16 protein-coding genes are annotated in these 22,720 nt (G+C 45.6%); 5 read left to right on the top strand and 11 right to left on the bottom strand.

Annotated features, from left to right (window positions below; genetic code table 11):
- From A1D16_RS14185 to A1D16_RS14175, 3 genes are all read left to right on the top strand, one after another.
- Positions 1-2,698: TonB-dependent receptor (locus tag A1D16_RS14185; protein WP_290710617.1), on the top strand; the 2,698-nt coding region annotated here is incomplete at its 5' end.
- 11 nt (positions 2,699-2,709) lie between these two features.
- Positions 2,710-4,191, top strand: coding sequence for a RagB/SusD family nutrient uptake outer membrane protein (locus A1D16_RS14180; RefSeq protein ID WP_290710615.1), 1,482 nt, complete (start codon positions 2,710-2,712; stop codon positions 4,189-4,191).
- A gap of 9 nt (positions 4,192-4,200) precedes the next feature.
- Positions 4,201-7,062, top strand: a complete 2,862-nt coding sequence (locus A1D16_RS14175; protein ID WP_290710613.1) for a sulfatase-like hydrolase/transferase — start codon at positions 4,201-4,203, stop codon at positions 7,060-7,062.
- A 3-nt stretch (positions 7,063-7,065) separates the two neighbouring features.
- Here A1D16_RS14175 and A1D16_RS14170 read toward each other — a convergent pair whose 3' ends face one another.
- From A1D16_RS14170 to A1D16_RS14120, 11 genes are all read right to left on the bottom strand, one after another.
- Positions 7,066-8,253, bottom strand: coding sequence for a DUF3179 domain-containing (seleno)protein (locus tag A1D16_RS14170; RefSeq protein WP_290710611.1), 1,188 nt, complete (start codon positions 8,251-8,253; stop codon positions 7,066-7,068).
- The gene (locus A1D16_RS14165; RefSeq protein WP_290710609.1) at positions 8,250-8,807 is read right to left on the bottom strand and encodes a peroxidase-related enzyme; all 558 of its coding nucleotides are present in this window, start codon (positions 8,805-8,807) and stop codon (positions 8,250-8,252) included. The genes A1D16_RS14170 and A1D16_RS14165 overlap by 4 nt, the downstream gene beginning before the upstream one ends.
- A 1-nt stretch (position 8,808) precedes the next feature.
- Positions 8,809-9,357 carry a peroxidase-related enzyme gene (locus A1D16_RS14160; protein WP_290710607.1) on the bottom strand — a complete coding sequence of 183 codons (549 nt, stop codon included), beginning with the start codon at positions 9,355-9,357 and terminating at the stop codon, positions 8,809-8,811.
- 2 nt (positions 9,358-9,359) lie between these two features.
- Positions 9,360-10,586, bottom strand: a complete 1,227-nt coding sequence (locus A1D16_RS14155) for an MFS transporter (protein WP_290710605.1) — start codon at positions 10,584-10,586, stop codon at positions 9,360-9,362.
- A 5-nt stretch (positions 10,587-10,591) separates the two neighbouring features.
- Positions 10,592-13,360 (bottom strand): TonB-dependent receptor, encoded by a 2,769-nt coding sequence (locus A1D16_RS14150; RefSeq protein WP_290710603.1) that lies wholly within the window; start codon positions 13,358-13,360, stop codon positions 10,592-10,594.
- A gap of 33 nt (positions 13,361-13,393) precedes the next feature.
- The gene (locus A1D16_RS14145) at positions 13,394-13,954 is read right to left on the bottom strand and encodes a peroxidase-related enzyme (protein ID WP_290710601.1); all 561 of its coding nucleotides are present in this window, start codon (positions 13,952-13,954) and stop codon (positions 13,394-13,396) included.
- Positions 13,955-14,032: 78 nt separating this feature from the next.
- Positions 14,033-14,476 (bottom strand): hypothetical protein, encoded by a 444-nt coding sequence (locus A1D16_RS14140; protein WP_290710600.1) that lies wholly within the window; start codon positions 14,474-14,476, stop codon positions 14,033-14,035.
- Positions 14,477-14,663: 187 nt separating this feature from the next.
- Positions 14,664-16,055: a RagB/SusD family nutrient uptake outer membrane protein gene (locus A1D16_RS14135; RefSeq protein WP_290710598.1), complete on the bottom strand. Its 1,392-nt coding sequence runs from the start codon at positions 16,053-16,055 to the stop codon at positions 14,664-14,666.
- A gap of 19 nt (positions 16,056-16,074) precedes the next feature.
- Entirely contained in the window at positions 16,075-19,086 is a 3,012-nt protein-coding gene (locus tag A1D16_RS14130) for a SusC/RagA family TonB-linked outer membrane protein (protein WP_290710596.1), read from the bottom strand.
- Positions 19,087-19,415: 329 nt separating this feature from the next.
- Positions 19,416-20,594 carry an iron-containing alcohol dehydrogenase gene (locus tag A1D16_RS14125; RefSeq protein ID WP_290710593.1) on the bottom strand — a complete coding sequence of 393 codons (1,179 nt, stop codon included), beginning with the start codon at positions 20,592-20,594 and terminating at the stop codon, positions 19,416-19,418.
- 36 nt (positions 20,595-20,630) lie between these two features.
- Entirely contained in the window at positions 20,631-21,026 is a 396-nt protein-coding gene (locus A1D16_RS14120) for a DoxX family protein (protein WP_290710591.1), read from the bottom strand.
- 206 nt (positions 21,027-21,232) lie between these two features.
- Between A1D16_RS14120 and A1D16_RS14115 the strand changes: the two genes are divergently transcribed.
- On the top strand, positions 21,233-22,294 hold the full coding sequence (locus A1D16_RS14115) for a histidine kinase (RefSeq protein WP_290710589.1): 1,062 nt from the start codon (positions 21,233-21,235) through the stop codon (positions 22,292-22,294).
- On the top strand, positions 22,281-22,720 hold a 440-nt coding region (locus A1D16_RS14110), incomplete at its 3' end, for a response regulator (RefSeq protein WP_290710587.1). The genes A1D16_RS14115 and A1D16_RS14110, both read left to right, overlap by 14 nt.

Here is a 22,720-nt window from a genome sequence, read left to right as displayed (position 1 = left end):
ACAGAAAAAAACGGCGGTTACCGGCGCAGTTGTTTCTTTAACCAGCGAAAATTTTACCCAGGGGCCGAATACCAATGCTTTGCAACTATTAAACGGGCGGGCATCAGGTGTATCGATCAGCCAAACCAGTTCAGCACCCGGCGCTCCTACAAAAATTCAGATCCGCGGAGCCGGGTCTATCAACTCCAGTAATAAAGCCCTTGTTGTTGTAGACGGTTTGCCAGGGGTGGATCCAACCAGTATCAGTCCCGACGATATCAAGTCGATCGAAATCCTAAAAGATGCGTCCTCTGCCGCTATCTACGGAACAAGAGCTGCAAACGGAGTAGTATTAATTACCACGAAAAGCGGTAAGAAAGGCGATATGCTTGTCAATTTCAGCGCGGGTTATGGTATTCAGTCAGTAGCCAAAAAAATTGATGTGCTGGACGGCCGGCAGTATATGGAAACCCTGAATGCGATACGATCGGATGCTGGTCAGCCCTTGATCTTTACCCAACGACAAATAGATTCAATAGGAACCGGAACCAATTGGCAGAACGAGGTGTTTAACCAGGCAGCTCCTGTACAGAATTACCAATTATCCATTTCCGGCGGAGGAGACAAACACGATTATTATGCGGGCTTGAATTATTACAATCAGGACGGACTTGTTCAACACTCCAATTTTAAGAAACTTAACTTCCGTACCAACTTCAACTTCAATGCTAAAGAGTTTTTACGCTTTAAGCTGAATATGAATTTTACCCGGGGAATTCAAAATTCTATTTTAGTTACCGATGGTGTAAACGAAGGCGCTGGTCCAATTAATGCTGCCATCCAGTTCGACCCTACCCTTCCGGTTGGATTGGATGCGGCCGGAAAATACTATGCCAATTCATTCATTGCGCTCGATAATCCCCTGGCTTTACTCAATGGTATTTCAAATGAAACCCTGAGCAATAATTTGTATGGAACATTTACAACTGAAATAGAACCTGTAAAAGGCCTGGTTGGCACAATCCGTTTGGGAGGCGCATTATCCAGTTCAATGGGGTCTTTTTATCGGGACCGAAGTACATTAAATGGTTTAGCAAGCCGGGGAGCGGGCTCTAAATCAGGTACAGATAATGCACAATGGCTGGCTGAATTTTTATTGAAGTACGATAAAAAATGGGGCCGCAATCATTCGCTTTCCTTATTGGCAGGAACAACTTTTGAGGAATTTTTATACCAGGGGCTCGGTGCCAGTTCTATCCGTTTCCTGTCTGATGTAACCGGGGCTGATTTGTTACAAAGCGGTGATAACGATCAGGGCGATAATGTAAGTTCCTTTAAAGACCGAAATCGTTTGAATGGTATAATTGGCCGTATCAATTATGGGTATAAGGATCGCTACCTGCTTACTGCGTCTTTCCGTAATGATGGCACTTCTCGTTTTTCCGATGCACAAAAATTTGCGTTCTTTCCCTCCGGTGCACTGGCCTGGCGGGTATCGAAGGAGCCTTTTTTCAACAGTTTGCTGCCAATGGTTACAGATTTCAAGTGGAGGATAAGTTATGGAGAGCTGGGAAATCAGGGCATCGGAAACTACCAGACCCTGCAAACCCTGGTAGCAGGTGGCGCAGCAATTTTCGGAAATTCGATTTTACAGGGTGTTGTACCCGCCAGAATTCCGAATCGGAATCTCCGATGGGAAACCACCCAGGAGTTTAATACGGGTATTGATTTTAGCCTTTGGAATAACAGAATCAGCGGATCGGTTGATTATTATATACGTAATACCCGCGACCAGCTTTTCAGTAAACCCTTGCCTTCCGTAGTCGGGTTTACTTCTATCATGATCAATGCAGGAGCTGTACGAAATACAGGATGGGATATTCAGCTTAACAGTGTAAATATCGATAAAGCAGCCTTTAGCTGGAGCAGTTCATTTAATATGTCCTTCCTTAAAAATGAAGTTACCAGCCTGCCTCCCTCTATTCCACAAATAATTACCGGTTCCACCGGAGGATTTATCAGTAACTATCAAATTGTAGCAGTTGGCTCGCCCATGCAATCGTTTTACGGTTACCAGGCAGATGGAATATTTCGGTCAGCAGACGAAGTTGCCCTTTCATCACAACCAACCGCCAAGCCCGGGCATATTCGATTCAGGGATCAGAATAAAGACGGAAAAATTGATGCAACTGACCGGGTGATCTTAGGTGATCCGTTTCCTGATTTTACAGCCGGACTAAATAACCGCTTTGTTTACAAGCGGTTTTCCCTGGATTTGTTTTTTCAACTGGTAAGTGGAATTCAGACCCTTGATGCCAATGTGCTGGAATCTTTTTATCCTACCAATGAGTATAGAAACAGGATCGCCAGGTATTATGAAGATCGCTGGACACCGCAGAATCCGGATGCAGCCTATCCTAGCGGTGTAAATCCTTCCGCCTACGGAGGAGCGTTTTCGATTAATTCGTTCACCATTCTGGATGCCTCTTTTTTACGTTTCAAAACGGCTAACCTAAGCTATTCTGTACCACTTTCATCGTCTAAAACCTTTCGTGCAATACAAGTATACCTGGCTGCAGATAATATTGTAACCATTACGAACTATGAAGGGTTTGATCCCGATGCCAGCAATACAGGCAGTGAGGCGATCTCAAAGGTTAATTACAATAGCTATCCGCTTAACCGTACCATTAGAATGGGTATTAATCTCCAATTTTAATTGCTTTTTATATGAAACGAATCAATTCAATAAATATACTGATACTGTTTGTAGTACTGATGTCTGTTACCGGGTGTAAAAAATTCCTGGAAGAAAAAGTGTATACGCAATACGATCCGGTGGCTTTTTTGAAAGACAAATCGGGGGTAGATGCATTATTAACCGGTGCCTATGCACGTTCCCGGATAGTTGCCTATGACAGCCGGAATTATACCTATATCATGAATGAGTTTACCACTGATATTGCATTTGAAACCGGCGGGGGGCTTGAACGGGATGCTGCACCCTATATCCAGTTTAACTGGACACCAACGGATGGATTTTTGAACAATCACTGGAATAAAATGTATGCGGCAATAGCTAGTGCCAACACGGTGCTGGGCGTGGTAGATGGCTTAAGCGGATTACCCCAGGAAACGATTGATGGGGTGAAAGGGGAAGCCCGTTTCATAAGAGCTGTTTCTTACTATTTTCTGTTTACTATTTTTGGCACTACCCCTATCATTGAATTACCCGCCAATGCCGGTCCGGATGAAATCGAAGCAATTGGTAAATCAACGCCAAGAGCGGGCCTGGAGGAATTTGTGCAGTACCTGGAAACTGATCTGAATTTTGCTGCTGCTAATTTACCTGTTGCAGAAAATCCTATAGGAAGGGCTACCCGTGGTGCTGCACTTGGGGCCTTAACCAAACTTTACCTGCACCAGAAGAACTGGGATAAAGTAATTGAGACTTCACAGCGTTTAATGGATTTGAACTATTATTCGTTGTGGCCATCCTATGAAACACTTTTTTCTGTTGCGGAAGAGAATAACAAAGAATATATTTACCGGGCACCTTGCATAGCACAAAGCGGCTTTCATAATAACTATATGCCGCATGCTTTTCCCCCTAATTATCCGATCTTAACCAACTGGGTGAATTTTGGTGCGCAATTCCGGACCTATACAGCTTTCTATAAAAGCTTTCAGGCAACAGACAAGCGCCGAAAGCTGATCATAAGTTCTTATACAGATAATTCAGGAGTTTTACGGGAGTTAGTGGAAGACGCCAATGGTACGGCATTAAACAATGCCCGTAGCTTTAAATATGTACCTGATCCGGCAGCGGTAGGCGAAGCCAATGGAAATGATATAGTATATATCCGGTATGCAGATATTTTAATGAGCCGTGCTGAAGCGTTAAATGAGAAAAATGGTGTTAACCAGGAATCCGTTGACCTGTTGAACCAGGTGCGCGATCGGGCCGGGGTGGAACCAATTTCATTGGCTGATTTCGGATCAACTGAAGCATTAAGAGATTTCATACTTGCCGAAAGAGGAAGAGAGTTTTTTTCAGAAGGATTACGACGAGAAGATTTAATACGCCACGGCAAATTTATTGCCGGTGCACGATCAAGAGGATACAATGCACAGGCGCATCAGGTACTATTTCCTATTCCTCAACAGCAAATTGATGCCAACCCGAACCTGGAGCAAAATTTTGGATATTAAACAGTTATTATGAACTATAAAAACAGTATCCTGGCTACAGCAGTAATGGTATTTTCCATTACTGCTGTAGCCCAGCAAAAGCAACCCAATATCTTGCTGTTTTTCCTGGATGATATGGGGTGGATGGATAGTTCGGTTCCTTTTGGAGATAGTATCTACCCCTTGAACAAACGGTATCATACCCCGAATATGGAGCGGTTGGCAAGGGAGGGGATGAAGTTTACCAATGCGTATGCCACCCCTGTATGTACGCCCAGCAGAACAAGCTTACTCACCGGAATGAATGCTGCCCGTCACCGGGTAACGAACTGGACATCACCACTGCGTGATCATCCAACCGATCAGGCAGATGATGAATTTAGCCGTGCCGACTGGAACTTCAACGGGTTAGCAGGCCTAACAGCTACACCGCATGCTGTTCAGGCAACTACCTTGCCGATGTTGCTTCGCGATGCGGGTTATTACACCGTTCATGTGGGTAAAGCGCATTGGGGGTCGGCTGGTACACCCGGTGCCAACCCATATAACCTGGGCTTCCTGGTAAATATTGCGGGGCATGCAGCCGGTCATCCGCAAAGCTACCAGGGAATGGATAACTACGGGAATATACCGGGCAAAGCTTCCTTACAGGCAGTGCCGGATCTGCAGGCTTATCATGGAACCGATACCTTTCTGACGGAAGCATTAACCCTGGAAGCCATAAAAGCTATGGAGGATCCTATCCGCCAGCAACGTCCTTTTTTTCTTCATATGGCGCATTATGCCGTGCACGATCCTATTCAGCCCGATCGACGATTTGTGCAGAAATACCTGGATGCAGGTTTGCCGGTTGCAGAAGCCAATTACGCCAGCCTGATTGAAGGAATGGATAAAAGCCTGGGCGACCTTATGGATTACCTGCAGCAAAAAGGGGTAGCAGAAAACACCATCGTATTGTTTATGAGTGATAATGGTGGATTAAGTTATACACCGCCCAGGGCCGGACTGCCACATACACAGAACTATCCCTTACGGGCAGGTAAAGGATCTGTATACGAAGGAGGTATTCGGGAGCCCATGCTGATTAAATGGCCTTCTAAAATTAAACCGGGGTCAAGTACTGATCTGCCTGTGCTGATAGAAGATTTTTTTCCCAGTATACTGGAAATGGCGGGCATTCGGGAAAGTAAAACCGTGCAGCAGGTGGATGGAAAAAGTTTTGTTTCTATAGCAAAAGGTGGTAAAGCCCAAAACCCTGAAGAACGGGCACTGATCTGGCATATTCCGAATAAATGGCAACGGGTGGATGGCCCGGGTATTAATTATTTCAGCGCTATCCGGCAGGGGCCCTGGAAGCTGGTTTACTCAATGCGCAGACTAGAACTGGAATTATACAATCTGCAGGAAGATATCGGTGAAACCAGGGATCTTGCTCATAAGTATCCCGACAAAGTACGGCAGCTGGCAACCCTGTTAAGTAATCAACTGAGATCCTTTAATGCACCGATGCCTGTTTATAAAACAAGCGGCCGCCAACTGCCCTGGCCGGATGAAGTAGGCATGCCCTCAAAACCAAAACCAAACCCGGCTCAACTGGCCTGGCAGGAAGCGGAGCTGGGAATGATTTTTCATTATGATTTGCATGTATTTGATACCTCGAAGTACAGGCAGGCCGACAATCGTATCCGACCCATTGCTGATTATACAATTTTCAACCCGGAACAACTGGATGTAGAACAATGGATAGTGGCAGCGAAATCCGCAGGGGCTCGTTTTGCCTTGATTACTGCTACACATGAAACCGGGTTTGCCCTCTATCCTTCCGATGCGAATCCATATAATGTGAAACTTTTAAAATGGCGGGATGGCAAGGCCGATATAGTAAAAGATTTTGTAGACGCCTGCAGAAAGCATGGTATTAAACCCGGGATATATTTGGGTATTCGATGGAATTCGTTTTATGGCGTACATGATTTTGTGGTAGACGGCGCGCCTGGATCTGCCATGCAAAAATACCGGCAGCAACATTATAACCGCATGGTAGAAGCAATGGTTACGGAAATATGTACGCGGTACGGACCTTTATTCGAAATCTGGTTTGATGGTGGCGCCAGCCATCCAGACAAAGGAGCCCCGGATGTATTGCCCATTGTAAAAAAATATCAGCCCGGTGCCTTGTTTTATCACAATGATCAGCTTGCTGAAGCAAGGTGGGGAGGATCAGAATCGGGCATGGTCAGCTACCCCTGCTGGGCAACTTTTCCCTATTCGCATACCGGATCGGGTGAGTCCGCTATTGCTGGCATAGCTAAAAATGAGTATGCATTGCTGAAACAGGGCGATAAGGATGGCCGTTATTGGATGCCTGCAATGGCCGACGCTCCGCTGCGAGGATTTAATGGAAGACATGAATGGTTCTGGGAGCCAGGCGATGAAAAACATATTTATCCGTTGGAAAACCTGATGGACATGTACCGCAAATCCGTTGGCAGAAATGCTACCTTACTTATTGGACTGACACCCGATAACCGGGGGCGTTTGCCCGAAGCCGATACAAAACGATTAGCAGAATGGGGCCAGGCAATAAAAGAGCAATTCGGCCAACCATTGGGCATGAGTAGCGGAAGCGGTAAAACCACGTTGCTTCGCTTTAAAAAACCTGTACCTGTAAAAGATATCCTGATCCAGGAAGACATTCGGGAAGGACACCAGGTAAAGTCCTTTACCGTACAGGCCATGATCAAAGGAAAATGGCAGACTCTCTGTTCGGGGTCTGCCATTGGTCAGAAATTTATTCACCAGCTTGAGAAACCGGTGCTTTCCAATCAGTTTAAGCTGATGATCACTGAATCGGAAACCACACCGGTTATTACCAAATTTGCCGTTTATTAAATGTTATTCTGGATATCGGGTAGTACTGGGGTGAAAACTTTTCCAGGAATGCCAGAATTCCTGGTAGGCCTGAATGCGTTGCAGCTGCATGCCGGTAAGTGGACCAGTAATACAGGTTCCATTCAAATCCCAGCCAGATCCTGTTAACAGATCCTGCAATTGCTGTGTTTTCTGGTTCCATGCAAATGCAAGCGCATGTGTGCCCAGCATTCGGTTAAAAACATGGAAACTGCTGGTATCATTCTCCAATACAAGCATCAGGGGCAGGCCTGGAATGGAATCCTGTATAAATTGGTGTTTCACCAATTCATTCCAGTCGTATGCCCTTGCTGCTGTTGGCGTGCGGATGCCAATCACCCAGGATTTGAATTTCCAGGAGGCGGAATCTCTTTTTTCCAGGCTGCTCTCAATATGACCTTTATCATACTCAGCGAGTTCCTCATATTCCTCTTTAAAAGAAGGATCATACTGGAGGATTTTAGTACCGGGGTAGCGCTGGATCCAGGCTTTCAAACTCGTTTGCTGTGAAGGAATTTCTTCCAGGACTGAACCCTTTAGAGGACCTTTTATGGCTTCGCCGGTAGATTGCCGCCACCAGGAGCCGGTTCCGTTGTCTTCAAACATAGCGTTGAAATGATCCATGCCCACCAGTCGGAAATCAGCTGCCTGGCCTTTTACGATCGGGCTGAAAACCCGGCCGGTTCGGCAAACTGTACAATAGGTAACCATTACAGGAATACCACCAACCGTATCTCTCACCTGATGATGATAACCGATTACCTGAATTGGGTAAGCCCTGGATTCACCCTTTACTGTAAGTGCAATTACCAACTTATCTTCCGGTATCTTGTTTTCAGCAATACCCACCAATTCTTTAGTCCGGGGTTGAAGAAACATTTTATCAGCCAGCATACGAAAATTGAAAAAATAGAAAACGATGGCATATACGAGAAAGGCGCTACCCACTATAAGCCGGGCCGATTTTTTTCCTGTACGAACGAAAGCAATAACCAGGATACTGGTAAGTATCCATCCTGCAATACGCAACCAGTTTATATGTTGGTGAAGCCAATACGCAATATCAATGGTTTCTTTATACTGGCTACCGGGGAAGGGCATAATAAAATACACCCTTGCAATTTCAAGCAAAAGCAAAAAGAGAAAACTCAGCAATAATAATACAGGTTTCATTTTGTTGTATTAAGGGGGGTGTTAATATATCCTTCCGCTGCCCTGGAAGGGGCTCTGTCAACATAAAATTGCCGGTCTGCCGGAGCCCAGGTGGCCAACCCATCCACATACCTGTTATACATACAGAAGGCTGCTGCTATGAGTACCGTATCATGAATTTCCTTATCTGTGGCACCTGCCTGGCGGGCTGCCGCAATATGTTGCTCCTGCACTTGCTTACCTCCTTTTTGAACGGCGGCAGCTATCTGCAGTAAAGCAGTTAGTTTTTCACTGTGTATAACAGCCTGGGGGTCTGTTTTGATAGCGTCTATTTCTGCAACAGAAAAATTTAAATAATGACCTGCCAGGGCGCCGTGCACCTGCTGGCAAAAGAAACAGTCATTTTTAAATGAAACATAGGTGGCAATAAGTTCCCGTTCTCCCCGGCTGAGGGTGTTTTCATCGTTTCTTAACAAGAGTTCGGCCAGTTCGTTTAACAGTTTAGCCGTATCCGGGCTATAAGCCATTAATCCGCGGATACCCGGCAGTTCATTTTGCAAATCAATATGAGCCATATTAAAGGGGTTGATTAGGTAAAACATAACCGATGGTGCTCATTCGTTCACCCATCGTAATATAATCCGAAACATCTTCGGAGGTGGTAGTGCCAAGCCCGTCTACATAGCGGTTAAACATACAGAAAGTGGCTGCAATAAGCACGGTGTCATGAATATCCCGGTCGTTTGCACCGGCTTTTCTGGCTGCATCAATGTCTTCCGGTAATACCTCCTTACCTAGTTGTTGAACTTTGCCAGCTATACGCAGCAGGGTTTTCAGTTTGGGTGAAATGGAGGCAGTAGCGGGGTCTTTTAGCACTTCGTCGACCAGCTTTTCCTGATTACCGTACAAACATCGGGCGGCAGCAGCGTGGCTCTGGTAACAAAACTGGCAATTGTTTAGGTAAGAAACGTAGGTGGCAATCAATTCCCGGTCAGCTTCCGACAGGGGAGATGCTCCTCTTAGCAGAAGCTGCACCAGTTCATAAAGATATTTCCCTGTTTCCGGGCGATAAACGGCCAGGCTTCTTATGCCTGGAAGGGAAGGGGGTAATGAAATATGGGGCATGGTCAGGAGTTTATAGGTTGTATGGTTGGGTTGTTTTTCTTTCCTGCGGCCAGCACAAGCCAGCCCAATGGAAAGGTGAGTGAAAAAATGAAAATGGCATTTCCATATCCACCCAGTCCGGTTACAAGTACGCCTACGAATAATACAGCGGTTGCAGTAAACAGCCGGCCTATATTAAAACAGAAACCTGCAGAGGAGGCACGAACTGCAGAAGGAAACAGTTGGGGAATATAAACAGACAAGGCTCCCTGGCTTATACCAAAAAAGAAAGAAAGCACTCCAATTTCTACTAGAACAAGAGGGTGAAAACTGGTGTTTAGCCGAAAGAGAAGAAAGGATAAGAGGGTACACATTCCAAAACAGATAGCCATTGTTTTTCGGATACCCAGGGCATTTACAATCCATCCGGAAATAAATCCTCCTGTAAGTCCGCCAGCACCCATTAACATCATCCCCATGCCTCTTTCTTTTTGCGCATCTATGCCGGGCAGTAGCCCCTGGATCCAGGTTGGCAGCCAGGAGAAGATAGCCCATAATCCGATCAGCATGCTGCTGAAAAGAAGGGAACCCATTATTAAATTGGAACGGTTGTCGACCGAAAATAAATTTCCCGTTCTTGCAGGCTGGTGCCCGGTTTCATATTCCTTTACCCGGCTGTCGGGTACTTTCACCAACACTATGCCCGCCAACGCTAAAAGAATAGGCAGGATACCGATCAGAAATCCATTACGCCAGGACGATACAAAAAAATTAATAAGTCCGGCTGAAAAAATACCTACCGGTATACCAATGGACAGAATTCCAATGGCAATACTTCTGGACCGGGCTGGCCAGATCTCACTAAGCCAGGAAAAAGAAACCACCAATACACCCCCTACACCAAAGCCGCTTAAAAAGCGAAACAACATCAGCCCTTCCCAATTCTGTTGAAGCCCGGTTGCAATGGTGGCCAGTCCGTAACAGGTAATGGCAGCCAGCAGCGCGGTTTTTCTGCCAATCCGGTCGCTTATAAGCCCCCAGCTAAACCCGCCGATGGCCCATCCGAAAATGAATATGGCATTGATGTAAGCAGCTAAGCTGGAGAGATCGGTTTCAGAGCCGTTAAGTTCCTTTACCACTACCGGCAGGTATACGGCCATAAGAGTAGAAACCGTACCTCCCAATAAACTGCTAAGAAAGCAGAGCAGGAAAAGTATCCAGAAAGCAGTACTTATTTTTTCTTGTTGCATGGTGGTTATTTTAGGAGTCCGTCAAACGTGAAGGATACGTAATAGATGGCGCCAATCCGGGGCGATCCATAACTCTGGTAGATCTGGTTATTGAAAATATTACTGCCGCCGAGTTTAATAATTCCGTTTACAGAGGGCAGTTTTTTATTGAATTGCAGGTCAACCAATGAATAGGCATTTATTCTGCCCGGGCGCATGCCGTTAAAAGTGCCGTACCAGTCAAATGCATCCTGCCAATGCCAGCTTAGCTGAAAACCGTAATTGCGATAGACGCTTGGATTACCAAAGGTCATGTTTGCGCTGTACTTGGGGGTATTGAAGGCGGGTACGTTATTCGGATTAGCATCGAGCAGGTTGAAGGAAGCCCAGGTAATATTTCCGCCAAGCTGGTAGCCTTTTTGCGCCATATAGGTAAGTCCGGCTGAAATGCTTTGAGCAGATACTTTGTCAGCAGCATTGGTATAAAGTTGAAATGCGCGCACATCGCCGTTCAGAATATCAGCGGCAGCATCAAAATTGGGCGATCCGTCTTCGCCAATTACCTGGTTTTCGGGGGCAATAACAACGGTATTGAGGATAAAATTGGTGTAGCTGCTGTAATTGTAATTCAGGTCTACCAGTAATTGATTGTGGAACAAGCCTTTGTACCCCACTTCAAATGCGCGTTGTTTTTCGGGTTTTATATAAGGCACATTTGATTTTACTAAAAGGCCTTTACTATTATTTACAGCCTCGGGGAAAGGTGTTCCATTTTGCATAGCGGCGCCAAATGCGGCACCAAATGCTCCTACGGATGCGGCCGTAAACGAGTTGGTATAAGCTGGTAGTCCCTTGCTGTTGTTAGGTACTCCGCCCAGGATAGTGATGGGTCCTACATTCAGGTGGATGTATTGGTCTACCGGGGTTGGATTTCTGAATCCGGTTTGGAAGGAAGCCCGGAAATTATGCGTTTTTGCTGCGGTGAAAACTGCTGCTATACGTGGGGTAAAATAACCGTCGAAATTTTCATTTTTATCATAACGCAGAGAGGCTGTGAGTTTGAGTTTGTCTTCCAGTAATTTTTTCCCGGCCTGCACAAAACCGCCCCATTCACTGATGGTAATTTTCTGGTCTTTATCCTGAAACAGGCTTCCATTGGTAAACATATCGTAATAGCGGAAATTGGCACCGGCAAGCAGGTCGATAAATTTCACTGCTTTTGAGAAATCGTATTGTCCTTCGGCATGATAAAATTTACTGTTACTGAATACGCCTGCACCACTTAGTCCATAATTATGGATGGAAGCATCTTTAGCAGTTTCAAATTGTTCAGAGCCTGGTGTAAAGCGGCCCTGGTCTGCAAATGCACGAGCCGCGGGGTGATTGTTGGCGGTAACGCCATTTATTGTTCCGGTGTAAGCGGCTTCATAACGATTAAACCACATATCATCGGCCTGATTTGGCTGAACGGGATTTCCGTTCAGATCCCTCACCCAACTGCGATTGATGAATTGGCCAAGCGAGCGGGTATTGTAGGAATCGTGCGAGTTTTCTGACACAACATATCCCCTGATATAAAACTGGCTTCCCCGGAGTTCTACCCGGTGTGTTTGCAGTACAAAATTGTTGAGATCAAACCGGCTGCTGCCGGTGTAGCTGGCAGTACCTTTACCTACATTATACTGATAAATGGCTTCCAGGTTATTAGTGATTCTATAATGCAGGGCACCGTTTAATTTGAGGCTGTACACGTTGTAGTTCATCAGGTCTTTTTCTTCATAACCGGTTCTTGAAACCAGGCCAATTCCTTCAAGAGTTCGGGAAACTTCATCTCCATAAATATTAAGCGCATCGCGTCCGGGGTTATTGGGGCCTCGTTGGGGCGGTGGCGTTTGTGCACTTACATCTGTATAGTCGGTTGCATACCAATCCAGTCCGCTCAGGTAGGAAATATTGAGCTTGAACGCGAATTTATTGTTGAAGGCTTTGGCATAGCGGGCGGCAAGGTCGTAGAGCCCATGTATGCCAACGGCATCTTCACCGATATGATTAATGCCGGTTTTTGCCTGCATGCTCAAACCCTGGTATTTGAAGGGGTCTTTGGTATGCATTAGCAAGGCGCCATTGAATGCCATTGGACCGTATAATGCAGAGGCGGAACCAGGAATAATTTCAACATCATCGATATCGAGATCGGAGGCTCCAAACTGGTTGCCTACGGCAAAATTTAAACCAGGCGTCTGGTTATCTACTCCATCGATCAACTGAAGAAAACGGGAATTGCCCGTGCTGTTAAAGCCGCGGGTATTCACCTGTTTATAGGTAAGGCTGCTGGTAACCACTTCCATCCCTTTAATATGTTGTAATCCATCGTAAAAGCTGAGGGATGGGTTTTCGCGAATACTGCGCTGGTTCATTTTTTCAATGGTTACGGGCGAAGACAGGATATTTTCCTGTACTCTCGAAGCTGCTGTAACCACTTCGTTGAGCAGGGTAGATTTTCTTTCCAGCTCAATGGAAAGAGCCGTACCGGCATCTTTGATCAGCCATTCTTTTTCTTCAAAACCGACCGAAGAAATTACCAGGGTTACGGGGAGTTTTATTTTGCCGAGCTGTAGCCGGAACCGACCATTTTCATCACTGGTGGTGCCGGTTAGTTTATCTTTGATACGGATACTGGCTGTTTGGATCGGTTGTTTGTTTTCCGCAGCAGAAATGGTTCCTTCCAGCACCATGTCCTGTGCTTGTAAGGAAAGTGTTATGAATAGTAATACTATTGAAAGCAGATGTTTCATAATTAGTTATTGTTTTGGAGGAGAACTGGGGTTTTATTTTTTCAGGTGATCGTATCCTTGCGGCAACCTGTTATATCCGTGATGGACTAACCGATCGGCCAGCTGGTTAAAATAGGATGGATCTTCTGGTAGGGCAGTGGCTAAACCGTCTACATAGCGGTTATACAAGCAGAATAGCGCTGCTATCAGTACCGTGTCATGTATTTCAAGGTCGGTTGCTCCTGCATCTTTGGCCTGTTGAATGGCTGTTTCCGTAACCGCCTTTCCGCTGATCCTGACCAGGCGGGCAATTTCCAGGAGGGCTTTTGTTTTTTCAGGAAGGGGTGCTTTAAAATGATCCACTTTGATTTGTTCGGTAATGGAGCAGTCGCCTAATAAGGCGTCAGCGGCGGCGGCATGTGCCGTCGTACAAAATCGGCATTCATTGCCGTGTGAAACGATGGTGGCAATTAGTTCGCGGTCTCCCTGGCTTAGGGTATTCGGACCTCTTAATAGGAATTGAGTCAGTGCGCGAATGGGTGCAGCGGTATCCATTCGGTATTCCAACAGCCCGGTAATACCGGGTAGGTGGGCTGCTACGGGTATATATGGCATAACCTGTCTTTTCAGATAAAAATGGTGCAGGCGAAGCCCTTGGAAAGACTGCCTGCAAAAAATGTACGCTGAGTGGGATCAGGCGAAGGCCGGGGGATGGATCTCTTCTTGCAGGTATCCTTGCGCGGAGCAGGAGAGGAAAAGATTATATTCTCGCTTGAGGGTGCATTTGGGGCATTCGATACAAAAGCTGGTAATTTTTTGGCTGAATCCGAAAAGCAGGCTGGCTTTTTTTACGATGGAGCTGGATTCATCTTCGTTGCCGGGCAGGTTATTCAGTTTTTTACCTACTTCCTGCCGGGCGGCTACCAGTTTATTTTTGAGTTGGTTCGGCAGGCATTTTAGGTAGATGGTATCCTGGCTGATTTTGATTTTAACGTAGCTGTAGTACTGGCCGTTAATTTCCAGCTGTCCATCTTCGCGGCGATAATCGGGCCAGTCGTTATTGTAGGGAACCTGGAAGGGGAATTTTAGTTCAATTAATGCGTCTTCGTTGTAGGCATTTTGATCAAGTTGCTGCACCAGTTTTTTATTGGTTTGGGCTTCGAGGTAGTCAAACAGCCATCCATAGCCTGCCAGGTTGAAGAGGCATACCGATAACAGGAGTATGGCAAAAAGTTTTTTCAGCAGCTAGTTTTCGTGAATATACGAAAAAACGTCAGACAGGTGTTAGGACAATGTCCTAACACCTGTCTGACGTTTTAGCACCCTAATACCCCGGATTGGGGGCAATATTCGGGTTGGCATCTTGTTCTGACTGCGGAATAGGCAGCAGGCGCTTATCGAACGGGTAGGGAATATTCCGGGCAGCAGCCGGAAAATTAGTACTCCGTACAATGGGGCGCTTCAGGCGGTTCAGGTCATGGAAGCGCTGGCCCTCAAACGCGAGCTCCTTACGCCGTTCTGTTAATATATCTTCCAATAGCGCAGCACCGGTAGAGGTGTAGCCCGCAAAATCGGGATCCCGACGGGTGGCTACAGCATTCAGAAAATCGCGGGCAGCCACCTCATCCGTGGCCAGGGAGGCTTCTGCAGCAATGAGGTAAACTTCGCTCAGGCGGATCACTTTCGTATCATCCCGGTCTGTAGTGATATTGGTATACTTTTTCACAAAAACCCCCGGCGCCCCGCCACGGGTACCTTCTTCCAGTAAAAGTTTACGCACATCGGTATCCGCAAAAAGCGCATAGAGGTCATCCGCGCAAAGAAAATCTCCATAGCCATTCTGGTTATAGATATAACCCAGGGCGTCAAAGCTGAGGTTAGAAACACCGTCCGAGGAAACTTCGAATAAAGTTTCCAGTTTATTGGTTAGCGGTGCGGGATTTCTCCAATAAGCCACATGATTCGATTCATCGGTAAGCGTAAACTCATTCGAATTAATGACCTCAAGTGCTGCGGTAAGGGCAGCAGCCTTATCGCCTTTGGTTAATAATACCCGGGCTTCAATAGCTTTAGCTGCATATTTACTGATACGGGATGAATTGCTGTATGCTCCTAATAAACTATATGCCTGCCCCAGATCAGATAATACCTGGGTATACACTTCAGCCACTGATTTTCTTGATGGCTTGTCGGTGGGATTAAATGCCAGTACAACCGGTACTCCATTTGCTGTTGTGCTCTCCGCATAAGGTTTAGAAAAAAATCGCAACAGCTCAAAATACATCAGTCCCCGAATAGCATATGCTTCACCTTTATAGCTTTTAATGGCGGCTGTTTCTTCCAGGTTGGCGTTGATTATATTATTGGCGCGGAGAATTACATTATAGGCGGCTGTCCACATATTTAGCGCATTTCCGTCAGCCACCGACATGGCATATTGATTGTATAGCGTGTAACGGTTGGAGTTAGTTACTGACTGGTAGGTATTATCACCCATAAGGTCTCCCAGCAAGGGCATGGTTCGGCCGTATAAATCCAGGTTTCGTAAGCCGGCATAGGTGCCGCGTACGGCTATTAATAAATCGGCTTCTGTTTTAATGGCCTGGTCTACCGGCAATGCATTGTAAGGTTTTTTCTCCAGGTATTCTTTGCTGCAACCGGATAAGAGCGTAATTATACAGGCTGCGAGTAAACTATTTAGCTGAATTCGTTTCATGGTAATGATGTTAGTTTGATTAAAATCCAAGGTTCAATCCAACGGTTAGGGATTTGGGAATAAAAATGTTCAGATTCGTCTGGCTGCTTACGCCTTGTTCAGGATCCCAGGGAAGATCTTTGTCACGAACCCAGGTCCACAGATTGGTTCCGCGCACGTAGAAATTTGCACTGCTCAGCCCAATAGGTTTTAAAACAGATACGGGTAACTGGTAACTAAGGGTAATATCACGCAATCGGATATAGTCGGCTTTATAGAGATACAGGGTTGATGCATTTTGTGCCAGTTTATTGCCCCCATATATATATTTGGGTAATGCTGCCTGGTCGCCGGGTTGTTTCCAACGATCTTCATACTGGCGCAATACTTTATTGAAAGCACCCCCGTTTCCGCTCCCCATGTAAAAGCCTGCCCAAACGTCCTGCATATAATTTCCGGCATTATAATAAAATTGGGCATCCAGTGTAATACCACGGAAACGAAGACTATTATTGATACTTCCGAAGTATTTTGGTGTGGCGGAGCCAAAAACGGCCCGTTGGGCGGCATTCCAGTTATTGGTGGTTTCTTTTTTAGTGGCATCCGTATACCAGAGTGGATCCCCGTTTGCAGGATCAACCCCTGCCCACAAGCGCACGTAAAAAGATTGAAAATCTTCATTGGGCCGGCGAATAAAGATGCCGGCAAGAATATCCTGGTTATTAACAGTTTGAAGAATTTTGTTGCGGTTATGCGCATAATTTACGGCAAGGCTCCATTCGAAATTTTTTGTCCGAACAGGAACCAATCCCAGGTTAATTTCAATGCCTTTGTTTTCCATGGAACCATAGTTTCCCCGGATGGTTGAGAAGCCAGAGGTGCGCGATAGAGGTGCATCCAGCAACAGGTCCGTTGTTTTCCGGATGTAATAGTCAGCATTCAGTGAAACCCGGTTATTCAGGAAAGCAAGGTCTATGCCGATATTGAGCGGCTTATTTAATTCCCAGGTAAGATCCAGGTTGCCAATGGTATTGGGAGCGCTGCCCGGCTGTTGGTTATAATTAAATCCGAAACCATAGGTAGGTTGCCAGTCGTAGTTGCCGATTGAGGCATTTCCGTTGGTACCATAAGATGCCCTGAGTTTTGCCTGATCAATCCATTCAATTGCCTGAACAAATGTTTCCCTGTCAAGATTCCAGGAAATACCTGCCGACCAGAAATTACCAAAGCGGTTATTGATACCAAATCGGCTAGACCCATCGCGACGAAAACTCCCGGATACTACAAACCTGTCTTTATAATTAAAATTCATTACAGAGAATGCGGATGCAAATGAATAATCAGATCCGGTTGCCGATGCGGTAATGGGTGTAGCGGCAACTACCGGCAGGGTAAGCGCAGTGGTGGCAGGAAATCCTTCTGCCTGTATAGAGCTTTGGAAGGTTCTGGAATCCTGTGCTTCATAACCAACCTGCAGGTTCAGGTTGATATCTTTGTCTGCATTTAAGGATTGCTGGTAGTCAAGTAAATTGCTCCAGGTATAGTTAAATATGCGGGTATACAAAGAAAACCCACGCCCGTTGGTATTTAATCCATCGCCATGAAAGGGGTTTTCATAGTTGTTCTCTTCCAGCACATTATAATCTGTTCCGATCCTGGATATAAATTTAAGGTGCTGCAGGATTTTATATTCAGCGCTTAGTCCTCCGCGTACACCCAGTTGTTTAAGGCTACGCTTGTCCAGTTCAGCCGTTGCTACGGTATTGAAAAGGGCGCCCGGGCCAAAATCAGGTGCGGTAATATTGAGCGATCCATCTGCTTTTCTTGCTGCGCGGGAAGGTAGTAGAAAATAGGAGGTAAGAATCGGGTTGCCAAATGCGCCTCCTGCAAGCGGGGTGGATTGATTTACAAAGCCGGCGGTAATATTGGTGGATATGGTAAGGCGATCAGTTGCTTTGTTTACCAGGCTGATGGCTCCATTATACCGTTTAAAGCTGCTTTGAATACTGATTCCATCCTGGCGGAAATAGCCACCCGAAACATTAAAAGTAGTACGGTCATTTCCACCTGAGGCGCTTAGGTTTACCTGCTGCTGCGACGATTTTCGAAGCGTAGCATCCAGCCAGTTGAAATCCACCCCATTGCCAAAACCGAAATTGCTGGCCATAATGCCGTCCACATTAGCGGGGGTGGCTATTCCCGCATTAATCAATCCCTCCCTGGTGAGGTTGAAATATTCTTCTGCATTCAGGGCGCGGTAATTATCGTTAAAATATGCCACATCATTCTGCCCCCCTTCCATATCGAGCCGGAATTTTGTTTTGCCTGCTTTACCTTTTTTGGTGGTTACCAGGATTACACCGTTGGCGGCTCTTGATCCGTAGACGGAGGAAGCGGATGCGTCTTTTAATACGGAAATGCTCTCAATATCATTCGGGTTGAGCGTACTCAGCAGGTTGGCCGAAGTAGTAGCCCTTGAAGCATCGCCTGTGTTTACCGGGATACCGTCAATTACCCACAGGGGTTCTGAACTGGCGTTAATGGATCCGATGCCCCGTAGCCGTATTTGCTGAATAGAACCGGGGGCGCCTGATGCAGCTACCGATTGTAAGCCCGGAACAGCACCCTGTAAGGCTTTATCAATAGAGGTAAAGGGCCGGTTTTCAATATCGGCCGCTTTGACGGTACTGATAGAGCCGGTTACCTCCGGTTTTTTTTGTGACCCATACGCCACTACTACTACTTCGGAAAGATTATCTGTGCTCGATTCCAGTTGAACCTGCAGCGGCTGCCCGGTTATAGCAACTTCCCGTGGACGAAAATTGACTGAACTGATAACAAGGATCCTGGCATTATTCGGAACCAGTAGCCGGAATTTTCCGGTGGCATCAGTGCTGGTACCGACTCTTGTGCCTTTTACCAGGATATTGGCATTGGAGAGCGGTTCTCCTTTTGCATCCATAACCAAACCGGTTACTTCTTTGTCCTGCGCAATGCTTTGTCCTATAAAGACAAACAGGCACAGGAATGCGATTAGACATTTACTTCTCATACTGTTAGAATTGGTGAATTATACACTTGAAATTAGCAGGCAGTAGCATCCTTGTTAGACCGATTCAATCAGTTGAACAAATCGCCCTATAGATAACTTCAATAATAGTATGAGTGGCGTGCGGGAGTTAATAACCGTAATTCAGGAATAGGCCAAAAAATTAAACGGGATGTAGATACACCCCGTGAATGTTACATATGGTAACATGAGAAAATTAGTAGATAAACTTATTATGAATACTAAACTACAACAGGAATAAAATGGCCTGTTCGAAATTCAACGAACAGGCCCTTGTTATCAACAGACGGTTTCTGTTGACCCGGAAAGCATTAATAACTTAATTCAACAATCTCTTTTACCTTGTCAAGGGTAACAATACCGTTTTCTCCCAGAGCGGTCCATTTCCTGGTAGCGAAGCGGTCCTGGATAATGGCGGCCGTTTCCTTATAACTGGGGGTATATTCAGAAAGTTTTGTTTTAACACCCAGTAAATGGAAGAACGCAACTGTTTTTTCAATGGCAGCAGTTGCTTTTTCTTCGGTGCTTCCTTCTCTGATATCCCAAACCCGGGTGGCATACTGCGCCAGTTTTTCCTTTTTATCGGAGAACATAACCCGGTACAGGTTCGGGCCAATTATTGCCAGGGTTTGAGCATGATCAATGCCGTATAAGGCCGTTAGTTCATGTCCTATCATATGGGTTGCCCAGTCTGTAGGAACCCCCTGTGCAATTAATCCGTTCAACGCCATAGTACAGGACCACATGAAATTTCCTGCACTGATTTCATCAGAGGGGTTGTCTATGATTGTAGGACCGATTTCAATAAGGGTCCGCATAATTCCCTCAGCAAAATTATCTTGTATGGGGGCATCCGCCGGGTAGGTCATGTACTGTTCCAATACATGGCTGAAGGCATCAATTACGCCGTTGGCCAGCTGCGTTTTAGGCAAACTGCTCACAACTGTTGGATCCAGGATAGAGAAAGCAGGGAATACCAGTGGAGAGCCAAAGGATAATTTTTCGCGGCTCGATTCCCGGCTGATTACCGAGTTGCCGTTCATTTCAGATCCGGTAGCCGGTAAGGTAAGAATAGTGCCGATCGGAATTGCTTTTTTTTGCTGACCTGCTGTACGGTTTACCAACATATCCCAGGGGTCGCCAGCATCATAGGGAATAGCAAGTGCAATAAATTTAGCTGCATCCAATACAGAACCTCCCCCTACAGCCAGGATAAAATCTATCTTTTCTTTACGGCCCAGGTCTACCGCCTTCATAAGGGTTTCATACTTGGGGTTGGCTTCAATGCCGCTGAACTCTATCACCCGGTAGGCTCCTAATTCAGCCATTGCCTGGTCATAAATTCCGTTTTTTTTAATACTACCTCCGCCATAGGCAAACAATATGGTGGCGTTGGCGGGAATATTATCTTTCAGTTTCTGGATTTTTCCTTTACCAAACAGAATTTTGGTAGGATTTCGGTATTCAAAGCTGTTCATTGTTTTTTTCATTTAACAAAGATACAGCCGGGTGGTTCGGTTCAGCGCTTAATTTGTGGGTTCTACAGCCGGCCTTCCTGCTCCATAGAACAGGAATAAAAGGCAGCCAAATAATATATTAAGCGCAGGGAACATGTCCTGCAAACCGTCTCCGGCACGTACATGTACCCCTACGGCTACGATAAAATGAACCACTAACAGGGCGGTGGCCAGCCTGGTTTTATATCCGACTAGAAGCAGGAGACAGGTAATAAATTGTACATAAACAGCTACCAATGCGCTGATTAGCGGAACCGGGAAACCTTCCGATTGAAGGTAGTTGCGAAACTCCAGCATTCTTGCCCAGCTTAGAATATTATCCTGTACCCCGTATAAGATCTGTAAGCTGAGAAAAACACGAAAAATAAAAATGCCCAGGTGTCGGTTGTTCTGGAAAAAAGTCATGCCGAAAAAATTTGAATGAAAGTAGAAAAGAAGCCGGGCCGGGGCTGTTTTTTCTGTAGGTCGGGTTTCTTTGTCGGTAGCCAAAAGCAGTAAAAAATCAATGATTGTTGGCCAACTAATCGACATATTACGCCGTTGGTGGGTAGATTCCGGTCGTTTGGTGAAGTTTTACCGGATTCTTTCTTTTTTATCGATTTTTGGTTTGCATGAAACGATCCGCCATCCACCTTACGTATTGGTTACTTTACCTGCTGCTGCGGGTCATTATCGAATACCTGTGGGTAAAAGGAGTAGTAACCACCCTTCCACCCGTTGCCCTGCTCAAAGGGTCTATCCTGGCGTCCTTAATTTACCTGGTTCCGGAAATGTTGTTTTCTTATTACCTGCTGTATATCGGGCTGGACCGGGTTTTACACAAAACCAGGTACCGGTTTTTTTATTTCCTGGAGATTTTATTGGTGTTGTGTATAACGATTTATTCCATGCGAATTCTGGCGCACCAGTTAGTAGCACCATTGGCCTACCTGAACCAGCTTCCCCTGGCGCCGGTATTAGGTGCTCAACGGATTTTGTTGTTATTGGTGGATAATATTTTTGCCAGTGGCCTGTTGCTGGCCATTGAATTTACCCGGAGGCAATTGGTGTTTAAGGAAAGAGAAAAAGAGTTGATAAAGGAAAAACTGAGTGCAGAATTACAACTGCTGAGAAATCAGATAAACCCGCATTTTTTGTTCAATACCCTTAATAATATCTATGCACTTACCCGGAAAAAATCGGAGAAAGCGCCGGAAGTGGTATTGAAATTATCGGAATTGCTGAGCTTTATGTTGTACAAGTCAAGTGTTGATACCATTACCATCCAGGAAGAAATAAGGGTATTGGAAGATTATATTGAACTGGAAAAGATACGCTATGATAAACGCCTTTCCATACGGTTTCGAAAGGAGATCGACGATCCCTCGCAACGGATCATTCCCCTGGTTTTTTTACCGTTGGTAGAAAATGCGTTTAAACACGGGGTCAGCGAAACCCGGTTCGATTCTTTCATTGATATCGATCTTCAATTAAAAGAAGGTGAATTGTTCTTTACTATTGAAAATTCCGTTGAAAAAAAGGAGCGGGAACTAATGTCGGGTAATATCGGCCTTTACAATACCCAGCGACAACTGGAGCTTACTTATAAAAAACATCGCTTACGCCGTTCATCTTCCTTAAACACCTTTAAAATTCAGTTGGAACTTAATTTGTTGAGTTATGGAAAAATTTAACTGCATAATAGTGGAAGATGAGCCGCTGGCGGCCGAAGTACTTTCTGACTATATTAAACAAACCCCCTTTCTGGAGCTGGTTGCGGTTTGCCCGGATGCTATCTATGCCCTTGAATTTTTACAAAAACAGGCTATTGACCTGGTTTTTCTGGATATTCATCTTCCAAAATTGAGGGGCTATGATTTTATCAGGACGCTAAAAAAAAGCCCTCAAATAATAATTACGACCGCTTACCGAGAGTATGCGCTGGAGGGATATGACCTGAACGTGGTGGACTATTTGCTGAAGCCCATTAGCTTTAACCGTTTTCTGACGGCTATTAATAAAGTTCGTAAACTGGCAGACCAGGAACCGGTTCAATTGCATCGGCCAAGCCCGGAATTGCCTGAAACGCCCTACCTGCTGGTGAATGTCAATAAAAAAGA

This window comes from Flavihumibacter sp. CACIAM 22H1, from assembly GCF_001601815.1.
Classification (GTDB): domain Bacteria; phylum Bacteroidota; class Bacteroidia; order Chitinophagales; family Chitinophagaceae; genus Flavihumibacter.
Note: the sequence above shows the minus strand (reverse complement) of the source record. Positions and strands in the feature narration are given on the sequence as shown.